Genomic DNA, 14,519 nt, shown 5'->3' with positions numbered 1-14,519 from the left:
CCGACCCCTCCCCGACCGAAGTCCAGGGTTGGAAACGTTTGCCCTTGCCCCAAATTCGAGTGGCGGGCAAAAAATGATCAATGAGCTATGAGCAGCAGCATGTCGAACCGTGAGACCAAGAAATCCTATGCCCTGAGCATGCGCATGACAGAGATCAAAGCCAGGATGCAGGAAGCCCAGATTACCGAAGACGAGATGAAGACCTTCCAGAAGGTCGCAGCCATCATGGAGGGTGGCGAGGGCCCAATCGAGGTTGACGATCTGATTGCCGCGTCATTCCTCACCGAGACGACGCTGAACAGCCAGAAGCGTTAAGCGACCATGCCGACGATTTGCAGACTTTTTGATTCCCCCGTCGATGCGGCGCGGGTCGCCAGCGACTTGGTGGCAGCCGGAATTCCTCGCGTACAGATCGCGATCATCGGGCCTTACAATGACGAGGCAGGATCTCTTCGGGTTTCCGCTTTGGGATCGTTATTTGGCGCTGCCGCCGGCGGGTTGGTCTGCCTGAGTGCCGTTGCGGCCTATGGCATCAATCCTGTTGCTGCGGGCGTATTGCCAACAGCGGTGGCTGGCGCGGTCTGTGGCGGCGTTGCCGGTCTGTTTGGAACATTCGCCACGGCCGCCATAAAGGCGGATGATCAGGAGGTTGCCGAAGGGGTCGTTCTGGTGACGGCGCATGTCGATGAAAATGACGCCGACATCGCTCAGACAGTGCTCGGCGGTTGCCCCCCGTCGAGGTTCGTGGCCGAGGCAGCGTAGGAAAGGCCGCCCCGACGTCGCCGGAACCGGTACTCTCCGTTTGCCAGCGATTGAGCCCAACACTCGGCAGATAGCAATTCCAGTGACTGAGATGTTCCTGCGTCGGCCGCAAAGGCCGGGCCCAGTGAACTGACCCCTTAAAGTTGGACAGTTTAAGGTGGCGGCAGATTTAAGGGCTGGGTTCTGTATTGCACAGGGCTCAGCCCTTTCAGTTTCAGTTTGATGCGATCATGATTGTAGTAGTGGATGTAATCCTCGATGCTGGCCTTGAGGCTCTGAACGTTCTCGAAGGTATTGGGTAGAAGAGCTCGGATTTGAGTGTTGCGAAGAAGCTCTCGATAGGTGCGTTGTCGAGGCAATTGCCTTTGCGTGACATGCTCTGGGCAATGCCTCGTGCCTGGAGCCTGCGCTGGTAGGCAGGCGTCTGATACTGCCATCCCTGATCGGAGTGTAGGATGGGCCGGTGGGTTTGATCGAGCCGGTCCAGCGCTCTGGCGAGCATATTTTCCACCAGCTTGAAGAGCGGTCGCCTTGCGGTCTCGAAGGCGATGATCTCGCCGTTATAAAGGTCCATGACCGGTGAGAGATAGAGTTTGTCGCCCGCCAGGTTGAACTCCGTCACATCGGTCACCCATTTATGGTTGGCGCTGTCAGCGTTGAACTGGCGTTGAATGAGATCGGGAGCCGTCCTTCCGATGCCGCCTTTGTAGGAGCGATACTTCTTCGGCCTGACCAGCGACTTCAATCCCATCTCCACCATCCGACACTGCACCGCCTTGTGATTGACGACATGACCGAGCCGGCGCAGTGCAGCAGCCACCCGGCGATAACCGTAGCGGCCCTTGTGGCTGTCGAAGACGGCTCTGATCTTCTCCTTGAGACCAGCATGGCGGTCGACGCGGGACGCCTTCTGTCGATAGTAGAACGTGCTGCGGGAAAGCCCTGCCAGTTTGAGCAGACCATCGAGCGGATAGAGCAGCCTTAACGCTTGGACAGCTTGCGCTTTTTGGGCGCGTGTCCCTGCGTTAAGGCCTCCAGTTTTTTTAGGTAGGCGTTCTCCATGCGCAGATGGTTCAGTTCCGCAAGCAGCTCTTCGCGGCTCTTGGTCTCATCACTCTGCGCCACGGGCGGCTCGCCAGGCGACGGCGGGTCTGACATCGATCGCGGCCTTCCTCTGCGGCGCGGCGCGAGCGCCTCTATCCCACCGGCTTCATAGCGCCTCTCCCAGTCCGGAAGGCAACCGGCGTTGCGGATATTGAACAGCGCGGCCGTCTGTCGGCAGGACAGTCCATCCTCCCACATCCGGTGCAGAACCGACAGCTTGAACTCGCCATCATAGTGGCTGAGCTTGCGAGCGAGACCGGCAACCCCGTGCGCTTGATAGCTCGCAACCCATTTGCGCACCGTTGCAGCATCTACGCCGTCGGCTGCACCGGCGCTCGCATAGCTCTCTTCACCACTCAAATAACGATCAACAACAGTGCGCTTCAAACTCTCGCTGTGTTTGGACATGAAAACCCCCGAAGGTTGATGTCCAACTTTCGGGGGTCAGTTCACAGTGGGAGGTTTCTTCGAGGCCGCATATTTTGACGAAAAGGTCTGTCGGTCTTAGGGTCGTGAACTTGATGGAGTCAGTGAACGGCGGGCCGAGTGCGACATGAATTTGAATTCAACCACAGCCTCGCCCTTGATTCTCGTGATGACGCTGGTTCTCGTCGCTGGCTGTTCATCGCTCGGCAGAACCGTCGATCCAGCGAAATACGATTCGATGACGTGCACCGACCTCAACAGGGCGATGGGAGACGTCGCCCGTGACATCTCGCAAACGGCAATCACGCGCGGCAAGGTCGCCAACACCAATGTTCCACGCTGGCTGCTCGGCGGCTCACGCGTGAAGACCGCGGTGGCCAACCGTGAAACAGCCAGGATCGACCGGCTCAAGCAGCAACAGGATGCCATTGCCGCTGTGCGAGCACGCAAGTGCCCGAGCTCCACAAATTGAGCGGACAGCCAGTGTATCGGTGCGAAGCCTGGTTCAGGCGCTCAGGCGAAATCGCGTCATGTCGATCGCGGCGGCCATCAGCGTCTGTGTGTAAGCGTGCCGCGGATCGCTGAAGATCGCCTCGGTCGGCCCCTCCTCGACGATCTTGCCCTGTTTCATGACGATGATGTAGTCGGCCATGGCGCGCACGACCGACAGATCGTGGCTGATGAAGAGATAGGACAATTCGTGGTCCGCCTGCAGCTTGCGCAACAGTTCGACGATCTGTTTCTGCACAGAGCGATCGAGCGCCGAGGTCGGCTCATCCAATACCACCAGCCTGGGCTTCAGGATCATGGCGCGAGCAATGGCGATGCGCTGCCGCTGGCCGCCGGAGAATTCGTGCGGGTAGCGATTGCGTGCGTTGGGGTCGAGGCCGACCTCGCGCAAGGCGTCGACCGCGCGTTGATCACGCTGCTTGCCCGAGAGATCAGGCTCATGCACCAGAAGTCCTTCGGTGATGACCTGGCCGACGGTCATGCGCGGCGACAGCGAGCCGAACGGGTCCTGGAAGACAAGCTGCATCTGGCGCCGCAGCGGCCGCATCGCCTGCCTGTCGGCTTGGGAAATGTCGCGATCGCCGAAACGGATAAGCCCGTCGCTCGGCAACAGCCGCAGCAAGGCGCGGCCGAGCGTCGACTTGCCCGAGCCGGATTCACCAACGATGCCGATGGTCTGGTTGCGCTGCAGCCGGATCGAGATGTGATCGACGGCACGCAGCATCAGCGGTTCACCAGCAAGAAACCCGCCGCCAATCCTGAACGTCACTTCGACATTTCTGCCTTCAAGCAGTACCGGAGCATTGGCGGGCGGCGGCGCCTTGCTGCCGGTCGGCTCGGACGCCAGCAGCATTTTCGTGTAGGCATGCTGGGGATTGACGAAGATGGCCTCCGCCTCCCCCTCCTCGACAACCTCGCCCTGGCGCATGACATAGACCCGGTCGGCAAAGCGGCGGACGATGCCAAGATCGTGGGTGATGAAGACGATCGCCATGCCGAGCTTGCGCTGCAATTCGGCCAGAAGCATCAGGATCTGCGCCTGGATGGTCACGTCGAGCGCCGTCGTCGGCTCGTCGGCGATCAATATGTCAGGGTCGTTGGCGAGCGCCATCGCGATCATCACACGCTGGCGCTGGCCACCGGACATTTCATGCGGATAGGATTTCATCCGCCGCTCGGGATCGGGAATATGCACCAGCCGCAGCAGCTTGAGCGCCTCTTCCCGCGCGTCGGGGGCATTCAGGCCCCGGTGCCGGCGGATCGGCTCGATCAACTGATTGCCAATCGAATAGAGCGGATCGAGCGAAGTCATCGGCTCCTGAAAGATCATGCTGATCTTGCGGCCACGAACCTGGTTGAGCTCGGATTTGCTAAGCGTCAGAAGATTGCGGCCGCGATAATCGACGCTGCCTGTCGCTTCGCCATTCGATGCCAGCAGGCTCATCGCCGCCATCATCGTCTGGCTTTTGCCGGACCCGGATTCGCCAACCACGGCAACGGTCTCGCCTGATTTGACATGGATGTTGATGCCCTTGACTGCTTCGACGGCGCCGTCAAGCGTGCGGAAGCGGACACTCAGATCCTTGACGCTGAGGATCGTTTCGGAAGCAGCCATCTCGGCGATCCCCATCTTAGCGATCCCTTGGGTCAAGTGCGTCGCGCAGGCCGTCGCCGACGAAATTCAGCGCGAACAGCGTCGAGACGAGGAAGAAGGCGGGGAACAGGAGCAGCCAGTTGGCGGTGCCGATGTTCTTGGCGCCGACCGAGATCAGCACGCCCCAGCTGGTCATCGGCTCCTGTACGCCGAGCCCCAGGAATGACAGGAAACTTTCGAGGATGATGACCTGCGGCACCAGCAGCGTCATGTAGATGACCACCGGGCCGAGCAGATTGGGAATGACGTGGCGCAGCAGGATACCGCGCTGGCCGACACCCATGGCTTCCGCCGCCTGGACATACTCCTGCCGGCGGATCGACAGCGCCTGGCCGCGCACGATCCGCGCCATGTCGAGCCACAGCACGGCGCCGACCGCCAGGAACATCAGCACGAAGTTGCGGCCGAAGAACACCACCAGCATGATGACGAAGAAGATGAAGGGCAAGGAATAGAGCACGTCGACGATGCGCATCATCACCTCGTCGATTTTGCCGCCGGCAAAGCCGGCAGCGGCCCCGTAGACCACGCCGATGACCACCGCCACGACACCCGCGAGCAGGCCGATGGCCAGCGATATGCGCCCGGCCATCAGCGTGCGCGACAACAGGTCCCGGCCGGTGTTGTCGGTGCCGAACAGGAAATATTGCTGCTTGATCGAGGCGCTCATCGTCACTTCGAGACCGTCGGGCGACTTGCTCTCGATCTTGGTGCCGTCAAAGGCATCGGAACGGTCGAGATAACGGATGTTGCGATCGTCGATCGGCCTGGTCGACTTGACGGTGACGAAGACCTGGTTGCCTTCCTGCCGCCACTCCTTGATGTCGACCCGCATGCGCTTGATCGCTTCGGTAAGCGCCGTCTCGACCATGTCGGCCTTCGGATAGGCTGACAGGCTTGGCGGCATGCGCACATAGTCGGCATAGATGGTAGTGTATTGATGTGGCACGAACCACGGCCCGAACACGCTGACGACACCGATCAGGGCAAGGTAGTACAGGCTGAACATGGCGGCGCGATTGGCCTTGAGACGCGCCCAGGCATCCCCCCAGAGTGAACGGCCGATGACGGCGGGGGCTGTGGCTGCGATGTCAGTCATAGCGCACCCTCGGATCGACGACCGCGTACATGACGTCGACGATCAGGTTGAAGACAATGGTAAAGATGGCGATCACCACCACCGTTCCCATCACCAGCGTGTAGTCACGATTGAGCGCGGCATCGACGAAATAGCGGCCAACGCCTGGAATGGAGAAGATCGTCTCGACAATGACCGAGCCGGTCAGCAATGCCGCCGCCGCCGGACCGGTGAAGGAGACGATCGGCAGGATGGCGCCGCGCAGCGCGTGCTTGACCACCACCGACCAATCGGACAGGCCGAGCGCGCGCGCCGTGCGGATGTGATGGGACCGTAAGGATTCGATCATCGAGCCACGCATCAGCCGGGCGACGATGGCGATCTGCGGCAGAGCGAGCGTCAACACCGGACCGACCTTGTTGATGAAAGCGCCATCGCCCCACCCACCGATCGGCAGCAGCCTCCAGGTCAGCCCGAACAGGAGTTGGATCACCGGCGCGATGACGAAGGTTGGGATGGTGCTGCCGGCCGTCGCCAGCGCGATCACCGTATAGTCGCCAAGCTTGTTCTGGTTAAGCGCCGCAATGGTGCCGAGCACACAACCGAGCAGCAGCGCCAGGACGAGCGCCGAGGCGCCGAGCTGAACCGATATAGGCAGGCCCTTGGCGAAGAGTTCGGTGACGGTGAAGTCCGGCATGTTGTAGCTCGGGCCGAAATTGCCGCGCAGCAGATTGCCGAGATAACGGACGAATTGCAGCCAGAGCGGGTCGTTGAGGCCGAACTGGGCTTCGAGATTGGCCTTGATCTCGGGGCTCAGCCCCCGCTCTTGGTTGAATGGGCCGCCCGGCGCGACGCGCATCAGGAAAAACGCCATGGTCACGATGACGAACAGCGTCGGGATGGCGGTCAGAAGCCGCCGTAATACGTATCGCAGCATCGGTGCCCCGCTTGATCCAGAGCAACGCGCGTCCAGCCGGACGGTTGCGCTCTAGCCTTCAAATCTTCGCACCGACATGCCGAAAATCGATTCCGGTTTCCGGACCGATGCGATGGCAAACCAGCACCGCCGCGCATTGAGTTGCGCGGCGGCCCGGCTAAGGATCAGTCCTTGCTGATGAAGCGGGACGGATGGATATCCATCACATTGTCGTCGAAGCCATGCAGCTTCGAGGAAACGATGTCGTGGAAGCTGTAGTAGAGAAGCGGAATGTTACCGACGTCATCGACAAGGATGCGCTCGGCCTCAGCGAGGTCCTTCATGCGCTCTTCCGGCTTACCGCCGGCAGCCGCCGCCTTGTCCATGGCCGCTTCATATGCCGGGCTGACATAGCTCGAATAGTTGTTGCCGCTGGCCTTGCGGGTGATGCCGAGGAAGGTCTCCGGATCCTTGTAGTCGGCGATCCAGGCGGCACGCGCCACGTCGTAGTCGCCCTTCTGCTCGAGGAAGGAGTAGTGGGTCTTGGTGTCGGTGTTGACGAGCGAGACGTCGACGCCGAGCGGCTTCAACTGTTCCTGGATGGCGACGGCCGTGTTCTTGTGGTTTTCCGACGTGTTGTAGCGGATCTCCATCTTCAAGGGATGCTCGGGCGTATAGCCGAGTTTCTCGAGAGTCTTCTTGGCAGCGTCCTCGCGGTCGATCTGCGACATGTCGGCGTATTTGGCCGTTGCCGGCGAGTAGCCCGCGATGCCCGGAGGCACCATCGAATAGCCAGGCAGCATCGAGTTCTGCCAGACCTTCTCGGCGAGGAAGTCGCGGTCGATCGCCATCGAGATGGCGTTGCGCAGTTCGACATTGTCCCACGGCGCCTTGTCGGTCTTGATCGCATAATAATAGGTGCCGAGATAAGGTCCGACGCGGACCTGGTCGCCGAACTTGGTCTTGAGGTCAGCGAGCTGTTCGGTCGGCAGGTCGCCGTAGCTGTCGAGTTCGCCGGCCTCGAAGCGCTTCATCGCCGATGAGCGGTCTTCGGTCGGGATATAGTTGACGACGTCCATCTTGACGGTGGCGGCGTCCCAGAATTTCGGATTCTTGACCAGCTTCATGTGGTCGTTGGGAATCCACTCGGCCAGCGTATAGGCGCCGTTCGAAACGAGATTACCCGCCTTGATCCAGTCGGCGCCGAGCTTGTCGATCGAAGCCTTGTTGACCGGATAGGTGGCCTGATGGGTCAGCATCTCCAGGAAGTAAGGCGTCGGCGCCTTCAGCGTGACTTCGAGGGTATTTGCATCAATCGCTTTGACACCCATATCCTCCGGCTTGCCCTTCTTGGTGTTGACGTCCTCCGCACCCTTCACCGGGTACAGCATCGAGGCGTATTCGGCAGCGGTGGCCGGGTCTTCCAGCCGACGAAACGAATAGACGAAGTCGTCCGCCGTCACCGGGCTGCTATCCGACCAGAGGCCATCCTTGCGCAGCTTGAAGGTGTAGACAGTGCCGTCGTCGGACACTGTCCAGCTTTCGGCCGCGCCCGGAATGAGGTTCGTCTTCTGGTCATGCATGACCAGGCCCTGGAACAGGTCGCGTATGATATCGGCTTCGTAGACTGTCGAGGTCTTGTGCGGATCGACCGTCTCCGCTTCGGCGGCGCTGCCTCTGTTATAGACGGTCTCGGCGAAAGCCGGCGTGTAGAACGTGCCAGCGGCCAGCGCCATGGTCGTGGCGAGCACCGTCGCCTTCAGCATGTTTTTCAGCATGAAGTTCTCCCTGTCGGCGCTGCCGTTGGCGCGCCTATTAAGTGTTGACGCCCTGGAGCCGATATCTGACCCCTTGAGCGCGCCGCTGGTTCCCGTCCTGCGGCTCGTGCCCAGACACTAACGCGGAGAATTTTTATTTCAACAGACTCTCTGGGTCACCCAAAGTAAGGCGGACGAAAGCTATGGCGTGGCCGCTGAAACACCAGTCGAAACCAGAAGCTTGACTTGGTTTCTTCACCTCGACGCCATTTTTCACCGCGAATCGGAGCCATGCCAGTTTGCCGGAATGTCTTAATGCGTTCTTAAGCAACCACAGGTTACATTATGATTGCCTTCTATACAGTTCGATCTCAGACGCGTGGCGGCTATGAGCAACGGAGCAAGTAAATTGCCCAAGGTCTTTCAATTGGTACGAAAATTTCAAGAGGAACGTGGAACTTCTGCGGTTGAATTTGCCTTACTCTCGCCGATCTTCATTCTTCTTCTACTCGGAATGGTTGCATACGGTATATATTTCGGCGCCGCCAACTCGATCCAGCAGATAGCGGCGGATGCGGCCCGCACGGCCATTGCCGGGCTGAACCAGACCGAGCGCCAGACGCTCGTGGCCAGCTTCGTCACCAACAATGCCGGCGGATATCCCTTCGTGGATGTCAGCAAGTTGACCTACCAGGCCAACGACAGCGCGGCCGATGGAAGCCAGTTCGTGGTGGCCATCCAGTACGATGCCCGCAACCTGCCGATCTGGAACCTTTTCCCGGGCATAGCCATGCCCGGGACCACCATCAAGCGCCAGTCAACGATTAGGGTCGGGGGCATTTAAATGCTGCTGCATGCGTGCAATGGGATCGGTCGGCTTGCCCGGTTGATGCTGAGTGACAGGAAAGCGAACTTCACCGTCATGGCGGCATTGAGCGCGCCGGTGGCGCTGGCGCTGGCCGCGGTGGCGATCGACGAAGCCTCGATCTACACCGAGCGCCGCGAAGCACAGGCAATGGTGGATCTGGCGGCGATCACCGCCGCCTCGAACATGACCAAAGTCAACACAGCGGTTGTCACCACGCTGACCGACAACGGCATGCCAGGGGTTGTCGTTCAAAGCTCGGGACAGACGATCGAGCCGGCGGCCGGCAAAACCGTCGTGACGGTCACACCCGGGCGATATGTGGCATCCGGCGCCAATGTGGGCCAGCGTTTCCAGGCCAGCGTAACACCCTACAATGCCGTCCGCGTCACCCTGAAGAAGATCCCTGCCCGCTATTTCGCGAGTTCGCTGATCCCCACTCCCGTCATCGGCACCCAAGCCACCGCCAGCATGACGCCGCAGGCGACGTTCTCGGTCGGATCGAGGCTCGCCAGCCTCAATGGCGGCATCCTCAACGCGCTTCTCGGCGGACTTCTCGGCAGCAACATCTCGCTCAGCGTCATGGACTACAACGCGCTGATCTCGGCGGATGTGAGCGTGCTCTCCTTCGTCGACGGCGTTGCCACACAGCTGAACCTGACCGGCGTGTCGTATTCGGATGTGCTGGCATCGAAGGCGACCGTCGGCCAGATCGCCACGGCCATGGCCAATGTGCCCGGGCTTGGCAACACGGCCAAGGTCGCCCTGCAGACGATCGCGTCCAAGTCGACCAGCACGGTCAAGATCCCGCTCAGTCATCTGGTCGATCTCGGCTCCGTCGGCAAATTGGGCCTCGGGCAAAGGCCCGCCGGCCTCGGCGTCGATGCCAGCGCCTTGGGAATGCTGACGGCCGCTGCCGGACTGGCAAACGGTTCGAAGCAGGTCGACGTCGCCCTCGGCGCCACCATTCCCGGGGTGCTGTCGACCACGCTCGCCATCGCCATCGGCGAACCGCCGCAATCCTCGCCATGGCTGGCGGTTGGAGAAGCCGGCACCGTGGTGCGCACCGCGCAAACGCGCATCAAGCTGCTGGTCACGGTCGGCGTCGGCAATCCAAACCTGGGCGGCGGCATCAGCCTGCTGTCGGTCAAGCTGCCGCTGAATGTCGAAGTGGCCTACGCCGAGGCCAAGCTGACCGACATCAGCTGCCCGACCGGCCCCGACAGCCTGAAGGTTACCATTGCCGCGAAGCCCGGCGTCGCCGCGGTGAACCTTGCCGCCAGCGACGCCGATAACAGCCCCACCGCTTTCGCCGATTTCAGCAACCCGCAGTCGTTCTCCGACGCCAACATAGCGAATGTCAGCCTCAATCTGTTGCTGCTAAAAATCCCGCTAATACTGGTGAAGGGGTCGGCGGGTGCCGATATCACCAACGTCAGCCCGACCAACCTGGTCTTCAACAAAACCGAGATCGCCGCCAAAACCATCAAGACGACGCCGACACGGGACCTGACTCAGACGCTGACAACATCACTGGTCGACAAGTTGTCACTCTCCGTCAACGCGCTGGGTATCCTCGGGCTTGACGTAACCGCCCTGCTCGGCGCAGTGAAACCTGCGGTGACGACGCTCTTGAAAACCGTGACCGCACCAGTCGACACATTGCTTTACAATCTGCTCGATACGCTCGGCGTGCATCTCGGCGAAGCCGATGTCCGGGTCACCGGCGCGACATGCGGACGTGCGGTGCTGGTGCAGTAACGGTCCGGGTATCAGTCGAGCCTGCCAACAAAGGCTCCGAGCGCTGGCAGCAAAAGCTCGGTCTCGACGACCGCGGCATTGCCATCCAGCTGTACAACCGCTCCGATATCCCCCGGCAACGGCCAACTGGCCGGTCCCTCGGCGAAATTGAAGACACAGAGCAGTCTTTCGCCGCCGCCCTCGCGGATGAAAGCCAGCACGTCACCCTCGGCGTCGAGAAAGCGGATCGAGCCTGATACCAGCGCCTCATGCTCCCCGCGCAAGGCCAGCGTGGTCCGATAGGACTTCAGCACCGAGGCCGTGTCGGCATTCTGGGCGTCGACCGCGCGGGTGCGATGGCTGGCCGGTATCGGCAGCCAGGGCTTGGCCGTGGAGAAGCCTGCATTGTCGGCGCCGGCCTCCCAGACCATTGGCGTGCGACACCCATCCCTGCCCTTGACGCCTGGCCAGAAGCGGATGCCGACGGGATCGCGCAGATCCTCATAGGCCAGCTCCGCCTCCTCCAGGCCCAGCTCTTCGCCCTCATAGAGGCAGATCGAGCCGCGCAGGCAGGCGAGCAGCATGATCGAGAATCTTGCGACCGCGTCGGGATCGCTGCCCGGCCTTGTCCAGCGGCTGACATGGCGCACCACGTCATGGTTGGAGAACGCCCAGCAGACCCAGCCGTCGGAGACGGCCGCTTCGAAGGCTTCGACACAGCCACGCACATGCGCGGCCGAGAACTGCGGACCGAGCAGGTCGAAGGTGTAACACATATGCAGCTTGTCGCCGCCTGAGGTGTAGGCGGCGAGCGTCTGCAACGAGCGGCCTTCATCGCCGATTTCGCCGACCGCGGCGCGGTCGTCATATTCATCGAGCAGCGCCCTCAAGCGGCGCAGGAACGCCAGGTTTTCGGGCTGCGTCTTGTCGAACAGATGCTCCTGGTAGAGGTAGGTGTTGGTCTCGCCGTTGGTGCCGGCGACGCTCGACGCCAGCGGCGGATTGCTGCGCAGCCAGCGGTCGTGGACATAGTAATTGACCGTATCGAGCCGGAAGCCGTCGACGCCGCGCTCCAGCCAGAACCGCACCGTGTCGAGAAGCGCGTCCTGGACCTCCGGGTTGTGGAAATTCAGGTCGGGCTGCGAGGCAAGGAAATTGTGCATGTAATACTGCCGGCGGGTCGAATCCCATTCCCAGGCCGGGCCACCGAACACGGAGAGCCAGTTGTTGGGCGCCCCGCCATCGGGCTTGGTATCGGCCCAGACATACCAGTCCGACTTGGGGTTATCGCGGCTGGCGCGGCTTTCGGCAAACCAGTCGTGCTTGTCGGACGAATGCGACAGCACCTGGTCGATGACGATCTTCAGGCCGAGGCGATGCGCCTCGGCGACCAGCGCATCGAAGTCCTCGAGCGTGCCGAACATCGGATCGACATCGCAGTAATCCGACACGTCGTAGCCCATATCGGCCATCGGCGACTTGAAGAAAGGCGACAGCCAGACTGCGTCGACACCAAGCGAAGCGACATGAGCGAGCCTCGACGTAATGCCGGCGAGATCGCCGCTGCCGTTGCCGGTCGTGTCCTGGAAGGAGCGCGGATAGATCTGGTAGATGACGCAACCGCGCCACCATCCGGTCTTGTCACCTGCCGCCATTGCGCTTCTCCCCTGTGCCGGCTTGCGCTCGTTCGATCATGAAGATCACCGCCCGTCCCGATATCGGTCGCGAGCTGTCCGCTGGCTCGGCGGTTTCGAGGGCTGGCACCCAGCAAAATCCTTCACGCTCAGGCAAGGTGAACATGCAGGCCCGACGATCGCCGTTGACGAGCACCGCAAGACGGCGCTCGTCGTCGCTGGCGCCACCCAGGATCATGACAAGACGGTGCTGCTGCGGATCTTGCCAGCCTTGTCCATCGAGCGGCGTGCCCGTTTCGGTCAGCCATGCGACGTCCGGCGTCCCCGAACCTGCCTGCGGCTGGCCAGTTAGGAAGCTTGTATCGAAGAGCGCCGGCATCGACCGGCGCAGCCTCGAGAGTTCCACCGTGTAGCGCTCCAGCGCCTGGTCACGGCCGGCCCAGACGAGCCAGGTGATCTCGTTGTCCTGCGCATAGGCGTTGTTGTTGCCTTGCTGGGTGCGGCCGAATTCGTCGCCCGCGGTCAGCATGATGGTGCCGCGTGAGGCAAACAGCGTGGCGAGCAGCGCGCGCTGATCGTTCAGGCGAGCAGTTGGTACGGCCGGATCGTCCGCATCCCCTTCGGCGCCGTTGTTCCAGGACAGGTTTTCATTGTGGCCGTCGCGGTTCTGCTCGCCATTGGCTTCGTTGTGCTTGCGCTCGTAGCGCACGATATCGGCGAGCGTCATGCCGTCATGGGCGGCGATGAAATTGACGGTCCGACTGGCGTTTTGCCTGTTCGTTGCGAACACATCGGACGAACCGGCAAGCCGGGTCGCCAGCGCACCGACCATGCCGGCGTCGCCGCGCCAGAAGCGTCTGACATCGTCGCGATACTTGTCGTTCCATTCGAGGAAGGGCGGCGGGAAATTACCGAGCTGATAGCCGTCGGAACCGATGTCCCACGGCTCGGCGATCAACACCCGATCGGCCAGCAGCGGGTCGTCGCGCATCGCTCTCAGCAACGACGCCTCGGCATCGAATGTTCCTTCGACCCTGCCCAAAATGGGCGCCAGGTCGAAGCGGAAGCCGTCGACGCCGGCATCCCTGACGAAATGGCGAAGCGTGTCGAGGACCATCTCCTGGACGACAGGATGGTCGCAAGCGACCGTGTTGCCGGTGCCGGTATCGTTGGCCAGCCCGCCGTCTGATGAGTGCCGGTAGTAGGCCTGGTTGTCCAGACCGCGCAGCGACAACGTCGGGCCAAGCCAGTCGCTCTCGCCGGTGTGGTTGAAGACGAGGTCGAGGATGACGCCGATGCCAGCCTCGCGCAGCACGGCGACCGTGTTTCGCAACTCCATGATGCCGCCCGGCGCCAAACGCGGATCGAGGGCCATGAAAGTCACGGGATTGTAGCCCCAGGCATTGCGCAGCCCGAGCGGCGGCAAATGTCGCTCATCGATCGACGCGGTCACCGGCATCAGTTCGACCGCGCCAACCCCGAGTTTTTTCAGATGCTCGATAACCGCCGGGTGAGCAAGTGCGGCGACTGTTCCGCGCAATTTTTCGGGAATGTCCGGATGCAGCATGGTGAAGGCGCGCACCGGCACTTCGTAAATAAGGCCGCCCGGCTGGAATAGCGGCGGGGCAGCCTGCACCGGCTTCGGCAGCGCAGCGGCAATCGCCTTCGGCATCAGCGGTGCGGTATCGGCGCCCTCGCCCCGGCGCTGGGCCAGCCGCCAGTCATAGACATAGGACCTGTCGATCTCGACGGCGTAAGGATCGGTCAGGAGCTTGGCAGGGTCGAACCACAGCCCGCGCTCCGGCGCGTAGTCGCCATCGGCGCGAAAGCCGTAGCGGATGCCCTGGCCAAGGCCCGCAACGAACAGCGCATGGACGCCCTCACCTTCCGGCTGCAGTTCGAGCCGTTCGATTTCCCGATTGCCCTGCTCGTCGAAGATCGAGAGCCAGAGCCGACGGGCGGCCTGCGACCAAGCGGCAAAGCGGATGCCTTCGCGGGTGACGGTGGCGCCGAGCTGGGTCACTGGAAAATACCGCCAAGGTTAGCGCGAGGCACCCCCCTCTGCCCTGCCGG

At 61.8% G+C, this 14,519-nt stretch carries 11 protein-coding genes and 1 pseudogene; 5 read left to right on the top strand and 7 right to left on the bottom strand.

Annotated features, from left to right (window positions below):
- Positions 1 to 99 precede the first annotated feature (99 nt).
- Entirely contained in the window at positions 100 to 315 is a 216-nt protein-coding gene (locus NKJ11_RS16510) for a hypothetical protein (protein ID WP_127295641.1), read from the top strand.
- Between the two features lie 6 nt (positions 316 to 321).
- Positions 322 to 762 carry a hypothetical protein gene (locus NKJ11_RS16505; protein ID WP_023808494.1) on the top strand — a complete coding sequence of 147 codons (441 nt, stop codon included), beginning with the start codon at positions 322 to 324 and terminating at the stop codon, positions 760 to 762.
- Between the two features lie 152 nt (positions 763 to 914).
- Here the strand turns inward: NKJ11_RS16505 and NKJ11_RS16500 are convergent.
- A pseudogene (locus tag NKJ11_RS16500) lies at positions 915 to 2,274 on the bottom strand (IS3 family transposase).
- 145 nt (positions 2,275 to 2,419) lie between these two features.
- Here NKJ11_RS16500 and NKJ11_RS16495 point away from each other — a divergent pair.
- Positions 2,420 to 2,764 (top strand): hypothetical protein, encoded by a 345-nt coding sequence (locus NKJ11_RS16495; RefSeq protein ID WP_023808495.1) that lies wholly within the window; start codon positions 2,420 to 2,422, stop codon positions 2,762 to 2,764.
- A gap of 33 nt (positions 2,765 to 2,797) precedes the next feature.
- Here the strand turns inward: NKJ11_RS16495 and NKJ11_RS16490 are convergent, their stop codons facing one another.
- The 4 genes from NKJ11_RS16490 to NKJ11_RS16475 form a co-directional block, all read right to left on the bottom strand.
- Positions 2,798 to 4,417: an ABC transporter ATP-binding protein gene (locus tag NKJ11_RS16490; RefSeq protein ID WP_352793799.1), complete on the bottom strand. Its 1,620-nt coding sequence runs from the start codon at positions 4,415 to 4,417 to the stop codon at positions 2,798 to 2,800.
- Positions 4,418 to 4,433: 16 nt separating this feature from the next.
- On the bottom strand, positions 4,434 to 5,555 hold the full coding sequence (locus tag NKJ11_RS16485; RefSeq protein WP_352793798.1) for an ABC transporter permease: 1,122 nt from the start codon (positions 5,553 to 5,555) through the stop codon (positions 4,434 to 4,436).
- On the bottom strand, positions 5,548 to 6,471 hold the full coding sequence (locus NKJ11_RS16480; RefSeq protein WP_352793797.1) for an ABC transporter permease subunit: 924 nt from the start codon (positions 6,469 to 6,471) through the stop codon (positions 5,548 to 5,550). The genes NKJ11_RS16485 and NKJ11_RS16480 overlap by 8 nt, the downstream gene beginning before the upstream one ends.
- A 164-nt stretch (positions 6,472 to 6,635) precedes the next feature.
- Positions 6,636 to 8,228, bottom strand: coding sequence for a peptide ABC transporter substrate-binding protein (locus NKJ11_RS16475; protein ID WP_352793796.1), 1,593 nt, complete (start codon positions 8,226 to 8,228; stop codon positions 6,636 to 6,638).
- A gap of 367 nt (positions 8,229 to 8,595) precedes the next feature.
- On the opposite strand from NKJ11_RS16475, the gene NKJ11_RS16470 reads away from it, so the two are divergent.
- Positions 8,596 to 9,051 carry a TadE/TadG family type IV pilus assembly protein gene (locus tag NKJ11_RS16470; RefSeq protein ID WP_164780233.1) on the top strand — a complete coding sequence of 152 codons (456 nt, stop codon included), beginning with the start codon at positions 8,596 to 8,598 and terminating at the stop codon, positions 9,049 to 9,051.
- A complete protein-coding gene (locus tag NKJ11_RS16465) occupies positions 9,052 to 10,833 on the top strand; it encodes a TadG family pilus assembly protein (RefSeq protein ID WP_352441326.1) in 1,782 nt (593 codons plus the stop codon).
- A gap of 11 nt (positions 10,834 to 10,844) precedes the next feature.
- Here the strand turns inward: NKJ11_RS16465 and bglA are convergent, their stop codons facing one another.
- Positions 10,845 to 12,467, bottom strand: a complete 1,623-nt coding sequence (gene bglA, locus NKJ11_RS16460) for a beta-galactosidase BglA (protein ID WP_352793795.1) — start codon at positions 12,465 to 12,467, stop codon at positions 10,845 to 10,847.
- Entirely contained in the window at positions 12,454 to 14,469 is a 2,016-nt protein-coding gene (gene glgX / locus NKJ11_RS16455) for a glycogen debranching protein GlgX (protein WP_352793794.1), read from the bottom strand. The genes bglA and glgX overlap by 14 nt, the downstream gene beginning before the upstream one ends.
- Positions 14,470 to 14,519 lie beyond the last annotated feature (50 nt).

This window comes from Mesorhizobium sp. M0243 (assembly GCF_040321775.1).
Classification (GTDB): domain Bacteria; phylum Pseudomonadota; class Alphaproteobacteria; order Rhizobiales; family Rhizobiaceae; genus Mesorhizobium.
Note: the sequence above shows the minus strand (reverse complement) of the source record. Positions and strands in the feature narration are given on the sequence as shown.

Bases quoted from the DNA above. Each gene is read 5' to 3' on its own strand.
- NKJ11_RS16510 (WP_127295641.1), top strand. From the start codon at position 100: ATGTCGAACCGTGAGACCAAGAAATCCTATGCCCTGAGCATGCGCATG.
- NKJ11_RS16505 (WP_023808494.1), top strand. From the start codon at position 322: ATGCCGACGATTTGCAGACTTTTTGATTCCCCCGTCGATGCGGCGCGG.
- NKJ11_RS16495 (WP_023808495.1), top strand. From the start codon at position 2,420: ATGAATTTGAATTCAACCACAGCCTCGCCCTTGATTCTCGTGATGACG.
- NKJ11_RS16490 (WP_352793799.1), bottom strand. From the start codon at position 4,417: ATGGCTGCTTCCGAAACGATCCTCAGCGTCAAGGATCTGAGTGTCCGC.
- NKJ11_RS16485 (WP_352793798.1), bottom strand. From the start codon at position 5,555: ATGACTGACATCGCAGCCACAGCCCCCGCCGTCATCGGCCGTTCACTC.
- NKJ11_RS16480 (WP_352793797.1), bottom strand. From the start codon at position 6,471: ATGCTGCGATACGTATTACGGCGGCTTCTGACCGCCATCCCGACGCTG.
- NKJ11_RS16475 (WP_352793796.1), bottom strand. From the start codon at position 8,228: ATGCTGAAAAACATGCTGAAGGCGACGGTGCTCGCCACGACCATGGCG.
- NKJ11_RS16470 (WP_164780233.1), top strand. From the start codon at position 8,596: ATGAGCAACGGAGCAAGTAAATTGCCCAAGGTCTTTCAATTGGTACGA.
- NKJ11_RS16465 (WP_352441326.1), top strand. From the start codon at position 9,052: ATGCTGCTGCATGCGTGCAATGGGATCGGTCGGCTTGCCCGGTTGATG.
- bglA (WP_352793795.1), bottom strand. From the start codon at position 12,467: ATGGCGGCAGGTGACAAGACCGGATGGTGGCGCGGTTGCGTCATCTAC.